Genomic DNA, 15,038 nt, shown 5'->3' on the forward strand with positions numbered 1-15,038 from the left:
GTTTGGGAGGAAAAAGATGCGCATTGAAAATCAAAGTCATCCAATGAATAATGTAGCTTCTATGAAATCGGTTGAAACACAAACAGTAAAACCAGAGAATTATAGGGAAGAAAAAGCGCATAATTCTGAGGTGGAAAACGAGATTTCTACTAATCAAATGAAACAAGCAGTAGATTCGATAAATGAAATTTTCGAAATTAATAACAGTGAATTAAAATTCGTTTTTCATGAAGGACTAAAAGAATACTTTGTTCAATTAGTAAATTCAGAAACAGAGGAAGTAGTAAGGGAGATTCCTTCTAAAAAACTATTAGATGTTTTTTATGAGATGCAAAAGCTTGTGGGAATGATTATTGACGAAAAAATATAAAGAAAATGAGGAGGAATTTTGATGACAGCAATGCGAATTGGTGGTCTAGCCTCAGGGATGGATATTGATACTTTAGTAGAAAAGTTAATGGTAGCAGAACGTGCACCTTTAGATAAGCTAGAGCAAAAAAAGCAAACTTATGAATGGCAACGTGATGCATATCGCGATGTAAATACAAAATTACAGACATTTGATACATATATTGCAGATAATTTGATTTTGAAAAGTCTTAATACTAAAACGGCAACTTCTTCAAATTCAGATTTAGTCAGTGTAACAGCTACAAGTGCTGCCTCGGGTACGCTTTCAATTGAAGGGGTATCTCAGTTAGCTACAGCAGCAAGAAAAGTTGGCCAATCTGTAACTAATAATAGTGGAATAAGTGCAAGTGGAACTACAAAAATTAGTGATTTAAATGGCTCTACATTCACTGGAACAACAGAGCAATCGATACTTATCAAAGCTATTACAAAAAGCGGTACTATGGCTACTGAAGCCACTGAGATTAAATTTAAAGCAACAGATACAATTGATGATGTATTAAAGAAAATCAATTCAAGTGGTGCAGGTGTCACTGCATTTTTTGAAAATGGCAAACTTTCACTTACTGCTACGAATACCGGGGCACTAAAAGACGGTAGTGCGGAGATTCAATTAGTTAGTTCTCAAACGAAGGATGGGAATACAGTTACAGCAACTGGAAATGAGCTCTTTGGTATCTTAGGTGTTACAGGTTCAGATTCCTCCAATCCTAATAATTTAGTCGATGGAGGACAAAATGCAATTTTGCGCATAAACGGAATTGACATAGAACGATCGTCAAATACATTTACCTTAAACGGTTATTCCATTACTTTAAAGGATACATTTAATTCAAATGTTACTAATCCGACTGAAGCCACTGTCGGTAAAGCTGTTACTTTGAACTCAACTACTAATGTAGATGAAATAATTACTAAAATAAAAGATTTTGTTAATACGTATAATGGTTTAATAACGGATTTGAAAAAGTTAACAAGTGAGACAAAAAATCGAGATTACGCTCCGTTAACTTCTCTTCAACGTAAAGAAATGGAAGAGAAAGAAATTGAGCTTTGGGAGAAACAAGCGAAGAGTGGTTTGTTAAAAGGAGATTCTGTTATTCAAAATGGACTTTCTTCTATGCGTTCTCTAATTTATCAGTCAAATCCTGCGATAACGAATACAAAATTCAACACTTTGTATAATGTAGGGATTACTACGTCTAAGGATTATCTATCAGGTGGTACCTTAGAAATCGATGAAGATAAATTACGTGCAGCATTACAAGAGGATTCAGATTCTGTAACGAAGCTATTTTCATTCTCTGATGGAAAAGAAAAAGATACAGTTATTGTAAATGGTGTAACAAAAGAAGTTGATACTAGAGGATTCTTACAAAAGCTTCGTGGAGAAATGACGAAAGTAAAAGTTAACATAGAAGCAAAAGCTGGTCGAGCTAGTATGAACGAATCGCAATATACTCTGGGTAAATTTTTAAGAGATGTTAATAGTAGTATTGATACTTGGGAAACTAAATTAACATCTATCGAAAGTCGTTACTGGAAACAGTTCACTGCTATGGAAACGATGATAAATAAAGCCAATAGCCAATCTACTTCATTATCATCGTACTTTGCATAATAAGAGTGATGGGAGTTTACCCAAATGGATAACCAGCAATTGCTACTTCAACTTTCTGCAAAGCTTTTTCAATCGATGGAGTCGATTCCAAAGGGTGACGAGCGGGATGCGTTTATTGAAGATATTAACCGACAACTGGACGAACGTGGGAAAGTATTGGAATTATTAAAAGAAGATAGAATACAGTTGAATTCTGAAAACAAAACTCATGCAATGCTTATCGAACTTGATAAAGGCATCCGTGAACGACTTGATGCAATCATGCAAGAGGTTAAGGCAGATATGAAAAATCTCCAAACTGCCAAAAAAAATGAAAAGCAATACTCGAATCCTTATTCTTCTGTTCGCGTAATGGACGGGATGTACTACGATAAGAAAAAATAATGGACTCGTATTCAAAGTTCAACTTAAAAGGAGAATATACGATGGTTACGCATAACGCAGCATTTAATGCTTACAAACAAAACAGTGTTACTACAGCTTCTCCAGGTGAATTAACGCTAATGTTATATAATGGTTGCTTAAAATTCCTAACTAAAGCTAAGCTTGCTATTGAAGCAAACGATGTTCAAGAAAAGAATACAAACATCCAAAAGGCTCAAGCTATTATTAATGAGTTAATGGTTACTTTAAAGCAAGATCAACCTATTACTCAAGAATTGCTTCCGCTTTACGACTACATGAACCGCCGCCTAATCGAAGCAAACATCAAAAATGACACAGACATCATCGACGAAGTAATCGGTCTAACTACTGAATTCCGAGATACTTGGAAGCAAGTGATTCAGATGACACGTCAACAACAATATGGTAACGCACAACAAGTTTAATATTTTAATAGCCTTACATCAGCTTCCTTTGATGTAAGGCTTTCATTTTGCCTAAAAGAGTAATGTTTCATAAATTGGGTATAATTTTAATAGAAAAATTGCTATCAAAAGTCATGGTAATTCGAACCAAAGAAACAGTAAAAAGTCATGTAGACATACTACTCGAGATTGATTACTTTGGAGTAAGTAGAATTTTTCGCGGATGATCCGCATGAGAAATGACATTGATTTATCGTATTGCGGCGTTAAATCGTGTTTTTCTAAGGAGGAAACACCTATGCAGTTTAAAAGACAAGAAGGGTTTCGGTTTGTTTTTAATGAGCCCATTGATGCAAGCTTTAAATTGTTGATTGATGGACAGCCTGTGGAGGCGCTTGATAGTTGTCCGTGTCAGATATTAGATATTAGTCCTCGAGGCATGAAAATGTTTTCGGAGGTGAAGTTTGGGGAATACATAAATAAGGCGAACCTACAAGTTGAATTGCAATTTGTTTTAGATGTGACGACTTTACGTGCGATTGGCGAAATTGTATGGCGTAAGCCCTATGGACGAGGCGAGCAGTACGGAATCGTGTTCCAGGCTCAAGAGGATATTGACGAGCTCATTATTAGTGAAATGAAGCTACGTCGTAAAAAAGAAGTATTGCAAGGAAAACAAAATCGATAAAAATAAATCTTTTGACACCATTTTGGGGCATACTTCTATTACCTTAAACTACTTGAGTGCTTATGCTAATTGAACCAAGTTAACATAACGGTGTAAACATAGATTAATCAGCTTTCAAACGATTAATTGTGAACATATCTTTTCAACTTTGTTAAGAATATGTGAATGAAATTGTCGAAAGATGAAAAAGATTCTCTAGTAGTGGTAGGATTTTTTGAACCTATGGCGAATATATATTTACATAGGTGTTAGAAAAACACAGCTCGACCGAATAGGACGAGATGATGTCTTTTCTTATGCGGATATCATTTAAAATCTTTCATTTCTTATCCGCGAACAAAAGGAGGAGTTTACATGATTAAATTTAACATTCGTGGTGAAAACATTGAGGTAACTCCAGCGATACGCGAGTACGTTGAAAACAAGATTGAAAAAATCGAGCGCTATTTCAGTGAAGGCGTTGATGCTAACGCAAACGTGAACTTGAAAGTGTACAACGGCAAGCAAAACAAAGTTGAAGTAACTATTCCATTAAAGAGTGTCACTCTGCGTGCAGAGGAACGTCATGATGATATGTATGCAGCCATCGATTTAATCGTAGACAAACTTGAGCGCCAAATTCGAAAGCACAAAACCAAAGTGAATCGTAAATTCCGTGAAGGTACAGGCATTTACTTCGCACAAGAAGCATTTAACGGGACTGCGGCAACTACAGCGGCAGAGGACGAGGAGTTCACAGTCGTTCGTACGAAGCAGTTTGACCTAAAACCAATGGATCAAGAAGAAGCGATTCTTCAAATGAATTTACTTGGACATGACTTCTTCATCTATACCGATTCTGAATCGGACCTAACAAACATCGTCTACAAACGCCGTGATGGGAAATACGGTTTAATTGAAACGAATTAATTTAAATGATTTATGACAGGCTCTTGCATCTTGCAAGGGTCTTTTTTGTGATAGAGATAAAGATAGCGGATTGACAAATTTTAGAATTTTATTAAACTATAAATAGCTCTATCCTCAAGTCCTCTCTATTTTTGCAAATCCAACTTTCATTTACTACAATTTAAACACTTTAATCTCTTTTATTACTCACGTCACTCAAGATTCATTTCTATTATTTCAATTAACTTTGGTAAATAAATTTAATACTATTGACTAGGAGGAAACCGATGGGATTTGATGAAGAATATCAAGGGTTTTTAAATGCTCACTTGCAGGCAAGAAGCGGTGAACGATTGCGGCGGTTACAAGAAGGTCACAATCAGGCTGAAATGTTGTTTTTGAAGCAGGTTTGGTGGCCAATCTTTTTTAATTTCAAGTATCTGCATCCAGAATATGAAGTGGATGATTTTAAGGATGGCAAAAGGTATTTGGATTACGCTTATATTCGTCCCGGCATTCGGATTTGTTTTGAGGTCGACGGGTATGGTCCACACCTAAAGAGCATAAGCAGATGGCAGTTTTCGGACAACCTGGAACGCCAAAATCAATTGGTGATTGACGGTTGGACCGTGATTCGCTTTTCTTATGATCAAGTGAAAGAGCAACCTCGTCGTTGCCAACAAATTGTCCAACAGGTGATTGGTCAATGGCTGGGGGATGAACAGAACCAGACAGCCTTGTCCACTGTGGAAAAGGAAGTACTTCGGCTTGCGATTCGAAAGGGGGAAGCTATATACCCTAAAGAAGTGGAGAAGTATTTGAGGCTAAGTGACAAGACCGTACGAAATATTCTTTCACGATTAGTAGAAAAAAAGATGCTGCTACCCGCATCGGGAATCAAGAGAGTTCGCTCCTATCGGTTGGGAGTTCAAATCAAGCATCCCATCAAATAAATAACAGGAGAAATTTCGCTTATTTATAAAATTTGAGTGAAAATAGCTGAAATAGAGGAAGAAATTCCGCTTATTCACTTGAGATTTAGGGAAATTAGGGATTTTGGTTGGGATAACCGAAAAAATTCCCCTTATTTGCCTCTAAAACAGCACCAATCTGAAAATAACCGAAAAACCTTCCCTTATCTTAATTTTGAAACGAGCAAGGTATGTTAATAAATGGGAGCACATGACTTGTCCAATCTGGGTACAACCTTCACGAGGTAAATAACAGGAGAAATTTCGCTTATTAATAAAATTTGATTAAAAAAAGCTGAAATAGAGGAAGAAATTCCGCCTATTCACTTGAAAATCATGAAAATTGGGGAATTTGGATGGGATAACCGAAAAAATTCCCCTTATATAGCTCTGAAACAGCCCCAATCTGAAAATAACCGAAAAACCTTCCCTTATTTAAATCCTGAAACGAGCACAACCTTCAAAATACTGGAAACTCATCCCTTGTCCACTCCATATAACCGAACATTCTTCCCCTATGTCCCTCCCAGAACCAAGCACCAACTGTTATAACCGAAAATTTTCCTCTTATCCACGCCCAACCCTAAACCCCCCATCCAAATTCCAATCTCCCTAACAACCACCCCTTCATCCCAAACTATTTCGAACACAAATATCTTCAATTCGAACTACCTAGAAAAATAAAAAAATCCGGAAAATCGTACTATATTCATAGTTTCTGTAATTAGAATGTGACCTCTGCCCCCATTTACCAAATCATTCGACAAAATTCTACTGTTTCTTCGGAAATTATGAAATCGGTATTTCAGAAATCGAAACTATCCGCACATGCCTATGTATCTATGAAAATGGATGTGAAATTCCGCCCACCTTTGACAACTTTTGTTACTTATTTATACTAAAAACTGTAAAAAAGCGTTTTGTTGGTCGTCCGCAATAGGATTCATTCTTCTGTACGGTCAACAAAGGTATAGCTACACACCAAGTTTTTGAAAAAATTAGTGAATTAGAAGGTAGGGGAATTTGTGTTAGAGGCAAAACGACGTGCAGCCATTTTTCTTTTATTAGCCTTTATCTTAGCGGCGGTGGCCGGCTATTTAGTCTTGGAAAAGGTTAAACAATTGAATGCAGAGCTAGGCGGAATGGTAGAAATTTATGTTTCCAATGGAGATATCCCTGCTCGTACATTACTTCACTCAAGTCAATTAACGAAAATGGAAATTCCTCAAAAATTCCTAACAGCCTCACATATTACTGATGAAAATGACATACTCGGGCAAGTATCGGTTGTTCCTTTAAAGGAAGGCGATATTATAACGGACAATATGCTGAAGAATTATTCCAATCTGCAAAACGAAAATAATCGTCTCGTTGCCCTTTATCGAACAGACAAAATACAGTTTGACCAAGAAATCGCGGCACTGGATCGTGTTGATATCATTGTCTCTATCGAAGAAGAAGGTAAGAAAAACACTGAGCTTTTCATGAAGGATGTAGCCGTAGCCTTTGCACAGGGCACAGGTGAGAATTTTGCTGGTATTGGTGTAGAAGTTTCTTCGGAGGCTGCCACGAAGCTAATCCATATGCAAAATTACGCAGAATACATACGTGTGCTAAAGGCGAATGTTGGGCAGGATGTTGAGATTTCAGAGGAACAACAGAAGTCGGCTGAGGAAGTCAAAGAAGAAACACCAATCTCAACGCCAGCTGACTCAACCGAAACTGAAACCGAAACAAAAACCGAAACTCAAGCTGAACAACCAACAGACCCTGCAACAGAAACAAATACTGAAGAGGCTCCTGCCTCAAATACGAACGCTGAATCTTCAGAAGGAAATTCGTAAGGGGAGGGGGATGCAATTATGGAGTCAAAGTTAAATTTATTAGTTGTGAGTGATGATCAGGTGCTTCGCCAGCAGCTTCAAACGATTGCTGAAAATACAGAGGAAAATGTACTGGCGGCTTCAACATCAGATGCCATTCGGGAAATGAATCGTGAAACAAGAGATATAGTCATTATGACACAGCCTGAAACGGATATTGCCATTGACCTAGTGCAATCCATGAAGCAGATCAATCGCGCTGTTTTAATTATTTTTATCGCCGAGCGAACAGATTTTGTTTTACTACGGAATATGATGCGTGCTGGAGTAGATGAGTTTTTTGTCTTCCCAGAGGAAACCTCTCTCTTTACAAGTCGATTCCCAACAACGGTTAAAAATTATTCCATAACGAAAAGCTCAAAGGAAACGGAATCCTCTATTTCCTTTGGTCGAGGAAGAGGGCAAATTTATTCCTTCTATAGTGGGAAGGGTGGCAGTGGAAAATCTGTTATTTCCTCAGTTCTTGCTCAGACATTAAAGCTTGAGTCGACTGCGGAGGTCATTTTAATTGATTTGAATGGTCAATATGGTGGCGTTGAATCGATGTTCTCGATTGAGGCAAATCGCTCGCTGGCAGATCTTCTACCCGTAATTGAAGAACTGAACGAAAGTCATATACGAAATGTATCGAAAACAGAGCAGCATTCAAAGCTTGAAATCCTCGTCAGTCCAATTGATGCAGAAGTGGCAGAAACATTGGGCGAAGAGTTTGTTGCGAAGCTCCTCAGAACATCTCGCCGGGCTTTCGATTACGTAATTATCGATTTACCTTCCTCACTGAATGGCTCGGTGATCACAGCGATGGAGGAGTCAGATAAGATTTTTTATGTGTTAACGCCAGATACGCCGGCATTACGTGTTTTAAAGCATTATGAGGAGCTTGCCGGGCGAATTGGTGTGAATTTAATGGGGAAAATGGAGGTCATTCTAAACTTCATTGCCAAAGAAAATGAGGTTCAGGAAAAGGATCTAAAAAACGTCCTGCGTTACCCGATTGCCGCTACCCTAAGAAAAGATATTAAGGGATTGCAGCCTTTTGTAAACAAGGGAGAGCCTGTTCGAAAAGTAGTGAAGGAACGAAAGCTTATTCCTTTTGCTAAGGACATTCGGAAGTTTTCTCGGGAAATTTTAAAATCATAAGGGGGTATCGTAATGGCTTCTATTTTCGAGAGAAGAAAAGAATTAGCTTCACAAAAGAAGACAGTTTCCTATCAATACGATAACCATCTTGTAGATGAGCTTGTGGAGCACTATAAGGCTCGTTTACTGCGTGATACCAATTTAGAAGCATTGACCCAGCTTTCTCAAGGTGAAATGAGATTGAAAATTGAGCAATATGTGTCTCAGTTCATGTCTGAGGAACGAGTTGTTATCTCCCGTCATGATAAGGAGCTCCTTGTTACAAGGATTCTCGATGAGTCAGTTGGATTAGGGCCACTAGAGCCGCTCATCAATGACCCAACGATTACGGAGATTCTCATCAATGGCTATAACGAGGTCCATGTTGAGCGGAAGGGAAAACTTGAGCAGGTCAATATCACCTTCCGCGATGATGAGCATGTTCGCCATATTGTCGACAGAATTGTTGCACCGCTTGGCAGAAGAATTGATGAAAGCTCTCCAATGGTAGACGCTCGATTGCCTGATGGAAGTCGTGTGAATGCAGTGATTCCACCAGTGAGTTTAAATGGGACGCTTGTATCGATCCGAAAATTCCGCGCAGAGCCCTTCCAAATGGAGGATTTGCTCGAATTTAGCTCACTTGATGAAAATATGGCCTTATTCTTGGACTGTGTTGTAAAGGCGAAGATGAATATGCTGATTTCCGGTGGTACCGGGTCGGGGAAAACAACCTTATTAAATGTTGCGGCAAGCTCGATTCCGAAATTTGAACGGGTTATTACAATAGAGGATTCTGCAGAGCTTCGTTTGAATCGTTCGAATGTTGTAGGAATGGAAGCACGTCCTGCTAACGTGGAGGGAAAAGGGGAAATCACCATACGTAATCTGGTGCGAAATGCACTAAGGATGCGCCCTGACCGTATTATCGTTGGGGAGGTTCGTAGCGGGGAAGCCTTCGATATGCTCCAAGCCATGAATACAGGTCACGAGGGTTCAATTACAACAGTCCATGCCAACACACCAGATGATGCATTAAGACGTGTTGAATCCATGGTTGTCATGGCGGGGATGGATCTCCCATCCTCTATTATTCGCGAATTCATTGTCGGGGCACTGGACATTATTATTCAAGCAACGCGATTAACAGATGGAACACGTAAAATTGTGTCCATTTCAGAAGTACAAAAGCATGAAGACGGCATAACGGAAATCGTTGAGATATTCACCTTTAAACGTATTGGGATGTCCGAGCAAGGTGATGTCATTGGGTATTTTACTCCGACTGGAAGAAAGCCTCAATGTCTCGAAAGAATCCGGATGTTTGGCATTGAAATTCCGGAATCTCTCTTTAGACCGCAGCCTCAGGAGGTGATTGTATGACGACTGCTGCTATTGCTTTTGGTGCAGTCCTCTTATTCATCTTTGGCTTCTATAATCTACTAGGCTATCGAAAAGAAAAGAAGGAATGGCGAAAGAAGACGCACCAGTTTTACCGAGAAGGGGAAAAGCGGAAAAGTGTCCTCGTTTTATGGGGCTCGAAATTCGACCAAACCGAAACGGCAAAGGAAATGGAAGGCAAGCTTCAGGATGCCAATATTCCATTTACGCCATCTGAATTTTGCGGGGCATTAATCGTTTCATATATGGGGATTTTGTTCGTTCTTGTTAATTTTTTCGATGTTCCACCTTTGATTGGGTTAGTTCTGTCCCTTCTGCTCCTTGAAGCAGGTAGAAGGATGCTGTTCAAAATACGAAAAGATCGTAGAAGACAGATTTTGGTCGACCAATTGCCTGATATTTGTCGTCTACTCGCCAACTCCACACGGTCGGGGATGACGTTAAACCAAGGGATTCAGCTAGTAGCAAAGGAAATGGCAGAGCCAGCAAAAAGTGAGTTCAAAAATTTAGCTCATGAATTGTCCTTAGGAATTGATTTTGGGAGCGCGATTCGAGCATTAGAAAAGCGGATTGATAACAAAGAATTCCATCTCTTTACCGCGACCTTACTCATTCAAAAGCGAGCAGGTGGGAACTTGTATGCAGTATTAGATGAAATGAGTCAAACCCTCGATGATCGGAAGCTTCTCAAGCAGGAAATCAAAACGATGACTGCTGAGCATAAATATATTGCCTATATTGTGCCGGTCATTCCAATTTTTCTTGTTCTGATGATGAACAATGTAGTGGATGGATTCCTCGATTCTTTATTTACAGGGATAGGATTAATATTATTTGCGATATTTGTAACAGGAACTGTCGCAACGTTTTTCATTATCAATAAGATTACGAACATTAGGGTGTGACGAAATGGATGGAATTATAGCGATCACCATTATACTTACTGTTTTCTTTATCGGGGTATCACTACGAGCAGTCTATGTGTATCTCACGAAGCGTCGGGAACTGAAAACGACTGTAGCTGACACCTTATATGTTTTTGATGGCTTTCAAAAGAAAGAAAGTCGAAGGGGTAAATTTTTGGCCAAAATGCTGCATTTTGCAGATGATTTTTCAGACCTTGGACAGCGCATTAACTTCTTTAGCGAAAATGGGGATGTGAAGAAGTGGATCATACAAGCGGGTTATCCATATGGTATTACGGTTGAACGTTTCCAGGGCTTGAAGGTTTTCCTGCTAATCATTGGGGTAATGGTTGGCGGCATCATGCTAGTGTTGGGATTTCCTTTCTCACAGTTTATGGTCATTCTTTTGCCGATTGCTGGCTTTGCTAGCGCCATTTTGTGGATTCGCTCCAAAGCCAAAGCACGACAGGCAGAGATTTCGTACCAGCTACCAGATTTTCTCGACACAATGAGTGTGACGCTGCAGGCAGGGGTTGGCTTAACGCAGGCCTTAAGAGATATCGTCCCTTATTTTGTGGGACCTATTAAAGAAGAATTTGAACGATTTCTTCAAGAAATTAGTGTAGGAGTACCAAGAGTAGAAGCCTACCGATTATTGCTGGAGCGTAATGAGTCAAAAGAGTTTCAGATATTAATAAAATCATTGATTCAGGGGGAGCGGCTGGGTGTCCCAATTGCAGCCTCCTTTAAACAGCAGGCCGAGGAAATGAGGAAGCTGAAGAAGGAAATGATTAAGGAAAAAGCGGCAAAAGCCTCACCGAAAGTGACGCTCGTAACTACCTTTCTGATTTTGCCTTCCTCCCTCATCCTAATTGGCGGGCTGATGATCATTAATATGTTTAACCAAAATAGTGGGATTTTCGATTTACTCAAATAAAAGGAGAGAAAAAAACATGAGAGAAAAAATGCAGAGTTTATTTTTAAATTTATTGGTGCCGGTGAAAAACGAAAAAGGTGCACAATCGTTAGAATGGCTAGGCTTAGCTGCGTTATTGATTTTAGTATTAGGGATTATTTCTACAGCGGTTAGTAATCAAGAGGGGTCAATTACAACTTTAATTGGAAATATCATTCAAAAGATTAGTGGAATGGTAGGCTAGAGATTATCGGCTATAAAACAACTAGAAGAAAACCATCTTAAAAACACAAATAGCACACCTTAAGGAATAGTGACTATTGAAATAGTAGGAGTTGACGAGATTGCAAAGGTTTTATGGCTTACTAATAATCCTGGTATTTACTTTTCTTGTTGCAGCTTGTAGTGATAAGGAAGTGGAAGAAAAGGTTGTAGCGGAAGAACAGAATGACGTGACGGCTACAGAAGAACCTGCCACCGAGCAAGTGGACGAAACCAATGAGGAGCCAAAAGAAGTCGAGGATGAGGATACACTCGTAGGACCGCCTCTTCCAACGACTCTTGAGGAGCTAGAAAAGTTACCCTCTGGTTATACAGAGCATATTAGTCTGCTTGAAGAAGAGGGAATGCAGCTGACGGATGAATTGACAAAAAATCTGCCAGATATCTCGAATAATCCAACGAATGAAGAATTAGATCGCTATTATGAAGCGATTTTATCTGTATATCAGCAGGATTATGAGGGACCTGGGGATTTAATCGAGCAAATGAAGTTCCAAACGATTGGTAGTCCAGAGATTGAAGATCCTCGCTATCAATTTAAAGAAAACTTAAATGTAATGGTTATTTTGGATGCTTCAGGCAGTATGGCAAATTTTGAGGGAAGCGTTACGCGTATGGATGCTGCTAAACAGGCGATCAACCAATTCGTTAAGGGCTTGCCTGAAGGAACGAATGTTGGGTTACGTATCTACGGGCATCTTGGTACAGGGAAAAATACAGATAAGGCATTGTCCTGTAGTAGCAGTGAATTAGTCTATCCATTAAGTACTTATAATGCCGGAAATTTTGATCAGGCGTTGTCTAAGGCTGCCCCTGCTGGCTGGACACCTATTGGTCTTGCGTTTAATGAAGCTAAAAAAGATTTAGCTTCCTTTAAAGGAGAATCCAATACAAACATCATTTACTTAGTGAGTGATGGAATTTCTACCTGTGAGGATGATCCTATTGGTGCTGCTAAATCTTTATTCGACTCAGATATTACACCGATTATGAATATCATCGGATTTAATGTAGACCAACAAGGGCAAAAGCAATTGCAGGAAATTGCAACGGCAACTGAAGGTTCTTATCAAAATGTTAAGGATGCACAGGGGCTTCAAGATCAGCTGAACGAAGCGAGCAAAATCGCAGAGAAATGGAAGCAGTGGAAAACATCTGAAGAGGGCTGGATCAATTATTATAAGGTTGATAATTCCCTGGATATTTTCGGCTATCATACTGAAGAATTTGGAAAATGGGTTAATGAAAGGCAAGCGATTGGTTTCGCACTGACTTTCCTGCTACAGAAGCGAGAAAAGATGTCTAGAGAATCCCATGATTATTTACAGCAAAAAAACAAAGAATATCATGCTTGGATTGAAGAGGAATATGGTAAACTGCGCGATGAGTTAAAGGTGATGAACGAAATGAATCACGCAGAAGCAATAAAAGCTTTAGAAGAAAAATATCTTGAAAACACAAGTAACACACCGTAATCGAAGAAAGTGAGGTGAAAGTGTGAAAGGCAGCAGCTTACGAAGAGGTATTGCAATTTTTATGATTGCATTTATGTTGTTCTGGTCAGCCTTACCGTCTATAACGATGGCCTTCTTTATTACACCAGGTAATGCCATTAATGCGGGAGACCCAATATCAGGAGGGCAGCCCATTACTGGAGGGCAGTTCATCATTCCAGGTGATCCAGTTGATGGAGGAAATGCCTATCAAGGTGGCCCGGTTTTACAGGGTGGGAATGGCGCAATTTCTGGTCAGCCACTGATTCCACCTTATCAAAGCAGTAACGGGCAATGGATTATCCCGAATGTTGCTGGGACTTTGCCGATTAATAATCCAATCTTGACTGGTGGAGCTATGACAGGGGGCGAGGGTCCTTCTGGAGGCGAAGCGGTTAATGGAGGGAATGCAACTGAAGGTGGAGAAGGCGCAACTGGCGGGGAAGCTGTTAATGGTGGAGAAGGCAGTACGTCAGGTGATTCGATAACTGGAGGCGATCCTACTAAAGGTGGCGAAGGCCCAACCGGCGGCAATGTCGGAAGTGGAGGCGATCCTACTAAAGGTGGCGAGGGTCCAACCGGCGGCAATGTCGGAAGTGGAGGCGATCCTGCAGAAGGTGGCGAAGGTCCAAGTGGTGGCAATGTCGGAAGTGGAGGAGACCCTGCAGAAGGTGGCGAAGGCCCAACCGGTGGCAATGCCTCAACTGGAGGCGATCCCGCTCAGGGAGGTCAAGGTCCATCTGGAGGGAATGCTACAGATGGAGGCGATGCTGGGAATGGTGGTACAACTACAGGCGGTAATTCCATTGATGCGGGTTCTTCCGCAGAGATTGATAGAGGGATTGCTGGTGATATTCACACCATAGTAAAAAATACTAGGCGATATATTACGAGCTTTGGTAAGACATTTCTGGAAGGAGCAACTGCTGCATATGCAGGTTTCGGTTTCCAGCAATTAAAATCGGGAAATTATAAAGTTGTCGGAAAAAGCTCCATAAAAAATCCAGTATTCAATTATTTCTATGATAACTATAAGAAATATAGCTTAGACGGCCGAGATGCCTATATGCCAGCTGGGAAGTCGAATCCAAAGCCATATCGAGTAACGACTTTCCTGGACAGCAAAAAGTTCACGAATTTTAGCTCAGTCTCGAGTGCATTAAGTAGCTCCTGGAGTAGTGTGAAGTCTAGTCTAAATGATGGCTTCAATGTTTTTTCAAAGAAATTCTGGTCTCTTTCAAACACCATGAAATTAAATGGACCAGTAAATATCATTTCCTCAGCATTCACGAGTGTTTATGATTATGGCTGGGGGAACAAATCAAGTCAAGGCTTTTTATCCTCCAACTTTGCAGCAGATCTAACAGTTGATGTTGCAGTTGGTGCAGGGACAACAGCTTTATCTGCAGCTCTTTCTAGTGCAGCTGCTGGTGCGGTTGCAGGCTCAGTTGTACCGGGGCTAGGCACAGCTGTTGGCGCAGTTGTTGGTTTAGGTGCTGGTTTATTGTCCAATCATCTCATTAACGGAACGGAAACAGGACGTCGTGCGAAGAAATGGGTTAGTGAAAAGCTAAGTCAAGGCTATAGTAAGGTAGCTGATGGAGCAAAGGGATTATTTAATGGGGCAAAAAAATTATTTGGTTTTGGCTGA

At 40.0% G+C, this 15,038-nt stretch carries 15 protein-coding genes; all 15 read left to right on the top strand.

The window, feature by feature from the left end:
• Positions 1 to 16: 16 nt before the first annotated feature.
• Complete coding sequence (locus tag BJ095_RS05255; RefSeq protein WP_107932658.1) at positions 17 to 370, top strand: flagellar protein FlaG; 354 nt, start codon at positions 17 to 19, stop codon at positions 368 to 370.
• A gap of 21 nt (positions 371 to 391) precedes the next feature.
• Positions 392 to 2,032 carry a flagellar hook-associated protein 2 gene (locus BJ095_RS05260; RefSeq protein ID WP_107932660.1) on the top strand — a complete coding sequence of 547 codons (1,641 nt, stop codon included), beginning with the start codon at positions 392 to 394 and terminating at the stop codon, positions 2,030 to 2,032.
• A 24-nt stretch (positions 2,033 to 2,056) separates the two neighbouring features.
• A complete protein-coding gene (locus BJ095_RS05265) occupies positions 2,057 to 2,416 on the top strand; it encodes a flagellar protein FliT (protein ID WP_107932661.1) in 360 nt (119 codons plus the stop codon).
• A gap of 41 nt (positions 2,417 to 2,457) precedes the next feature.
• Positions 2,458 to 2,862, top strand: coding sequence for a flagellar export chaperone FliS (gene fliS, locus BJ095_RS05270; protein WP_107932663.1), 405 nt, complete (start codon positions 2,458 to 2,460; stop codon positions 2,860 to 2,862).
• A 277-nt stretch (positions 2,863 to 3,139) separates the two neighbouring features.
• Positions 3,140 to 3,529, top strand: coding sequence for a PilZ domain-containing protein (locus BJ095_RS05275; protein ID WP_107932665.1), 390 nt, complete (start codon positions 3,140 to 3,142; stop codon positions 3,527 to 3,529).
• A 354-nt stretch (positions 3,530 to 3,883) separates the two neighbouring features.
• A complete protein-coding gene (hpf, locus tag BJ095_RS05280) occupies positions 3,884 to 4,438 on the top strand; it encodes a ribosome hibernation-promoting factor, HPF/YfiA family (protein ID WP_107932667.1) in 555 nt (184 codons plus the stop codon).
• 266 nt (positions 4,439 to 4,704) lie between these two features.
• Complete coding sequence (locus BJ095_RS05285) at positions 4,705 to 5,370, top strand: response regulator transcription factor (RefSeq protein ID WP_107932669.1); 666 nt, start codon at positions 4,705 to 4,707, stop codon at positions 5,368 to 5,370.
• Positions 5,371 to 6,413: 1,043 nt separating this feature from the next.
• The gene (locus tag BJ095_RS05290; RefSeq protein WP_107932671.1) at positions 6,414 to 7,232 is read left to right on the top strand and encodes an SAF domain-containing protein; all 819 of its coding nucleotides are present in this window, start codon (positions 6,414 to 6,416) and stop codon (positions 7,230 to 7,232) included.
• Between the two features lie 18 nt (positions 7,233 to 7,250).
• The gene (locus BJ095_RS05295) at positions 7,251 to 8,411 is read left to right on the top strand and encodes an AAA family ATPase (protein ID WP_107932673.1); all 1,161 of its coding nucleotides are present in this window, start codon (positions 7,251 to 7,253) and stop codon (positions 8,409 to 8,411) included.
• Between the two features lie 12 nt (positions 8,412 to 8,423).
• Positions 8,424 to 9,773 (top strand): CpaF family protein, encoded by a 1,350-nt coding sequence (locus tag BJ095_RS05300; protein ID WP_107932675.1) that lies wholly within the window; start codon positions 8,424 to 8,426, stop codon positions 9,771 to 9,773.
• Positions 9,770 to 10,696, top strand: a complete 927-nt coding sequence (locus BJ095_RS05305; RefSeq protein ID WP_107932677.1) for a type II secretion system F family protein — start codon at positions 9,770 to 9,772, stop codon at positions 10,694 to 10,696. The genes BJ095_RS05300 and BJ095_RS05305 overlap by 4 nt, the downstream gene beginning before the upstream one ends.
• A gap of 4 nt (positions 10,697 to 10,700) precedes the next feature.
• On the top strand, positions 10,701 to 11,633 hold the full coding sequence (locus tag BJ095_RS05310; RefSeq protein ID WP_107932679.1) for a type II secretion system F family protein: 933 nt from the start codon (positions 10,701 to 10,703) through the stop codon (positions 11,631 to 11,633).
• Between the two features lie 16 nt (positions 11,634 to 11,649).
• A complete protein-coding gene (locus BJ095_RS05315) occupies positions 11,650 to 11,856 on the top strand; it encodes a hypothetical protein (protein ID WP_107932681.1) in 207 nt (68 codons plus the stop codon).
• 100 nt (positions 11,857 to 11,956) lie between these two features.
• On the top strand, positions 11,957 to 13,369 hold the full coding sequence (locus tag BJ095_RS05320; RefSeq protein WP_235867580.1) for a vWA domain-containing protein: 1,413 nt from the start codon (positions 11,957 to 11,959) through the stop codon (positions 13,367 to 13,369).
• Between the two features lie 61 nt (positions 13,370 to 13,430).
• Positions 13,431 to 15,038: an ICP22 family protein gene (locus BJ095_RS05325; RefSeq protein ID WP_146223198.1), complete on the top strand. Its 1,608-nt coding sequence runs from the start codon at positions 13,431 to 13,433 to the stop codon at positions 15,036 to 15,038.

The organism is Ureibacillus chungkukjangi, assembly GCF_003217295.1.
Classification (GTDB): Bacteria; Bacillota; Bacilli; order Bacillales_A; family Planococcaceae; genus Ureibacillus; species Ureibacillus chungkukjangi.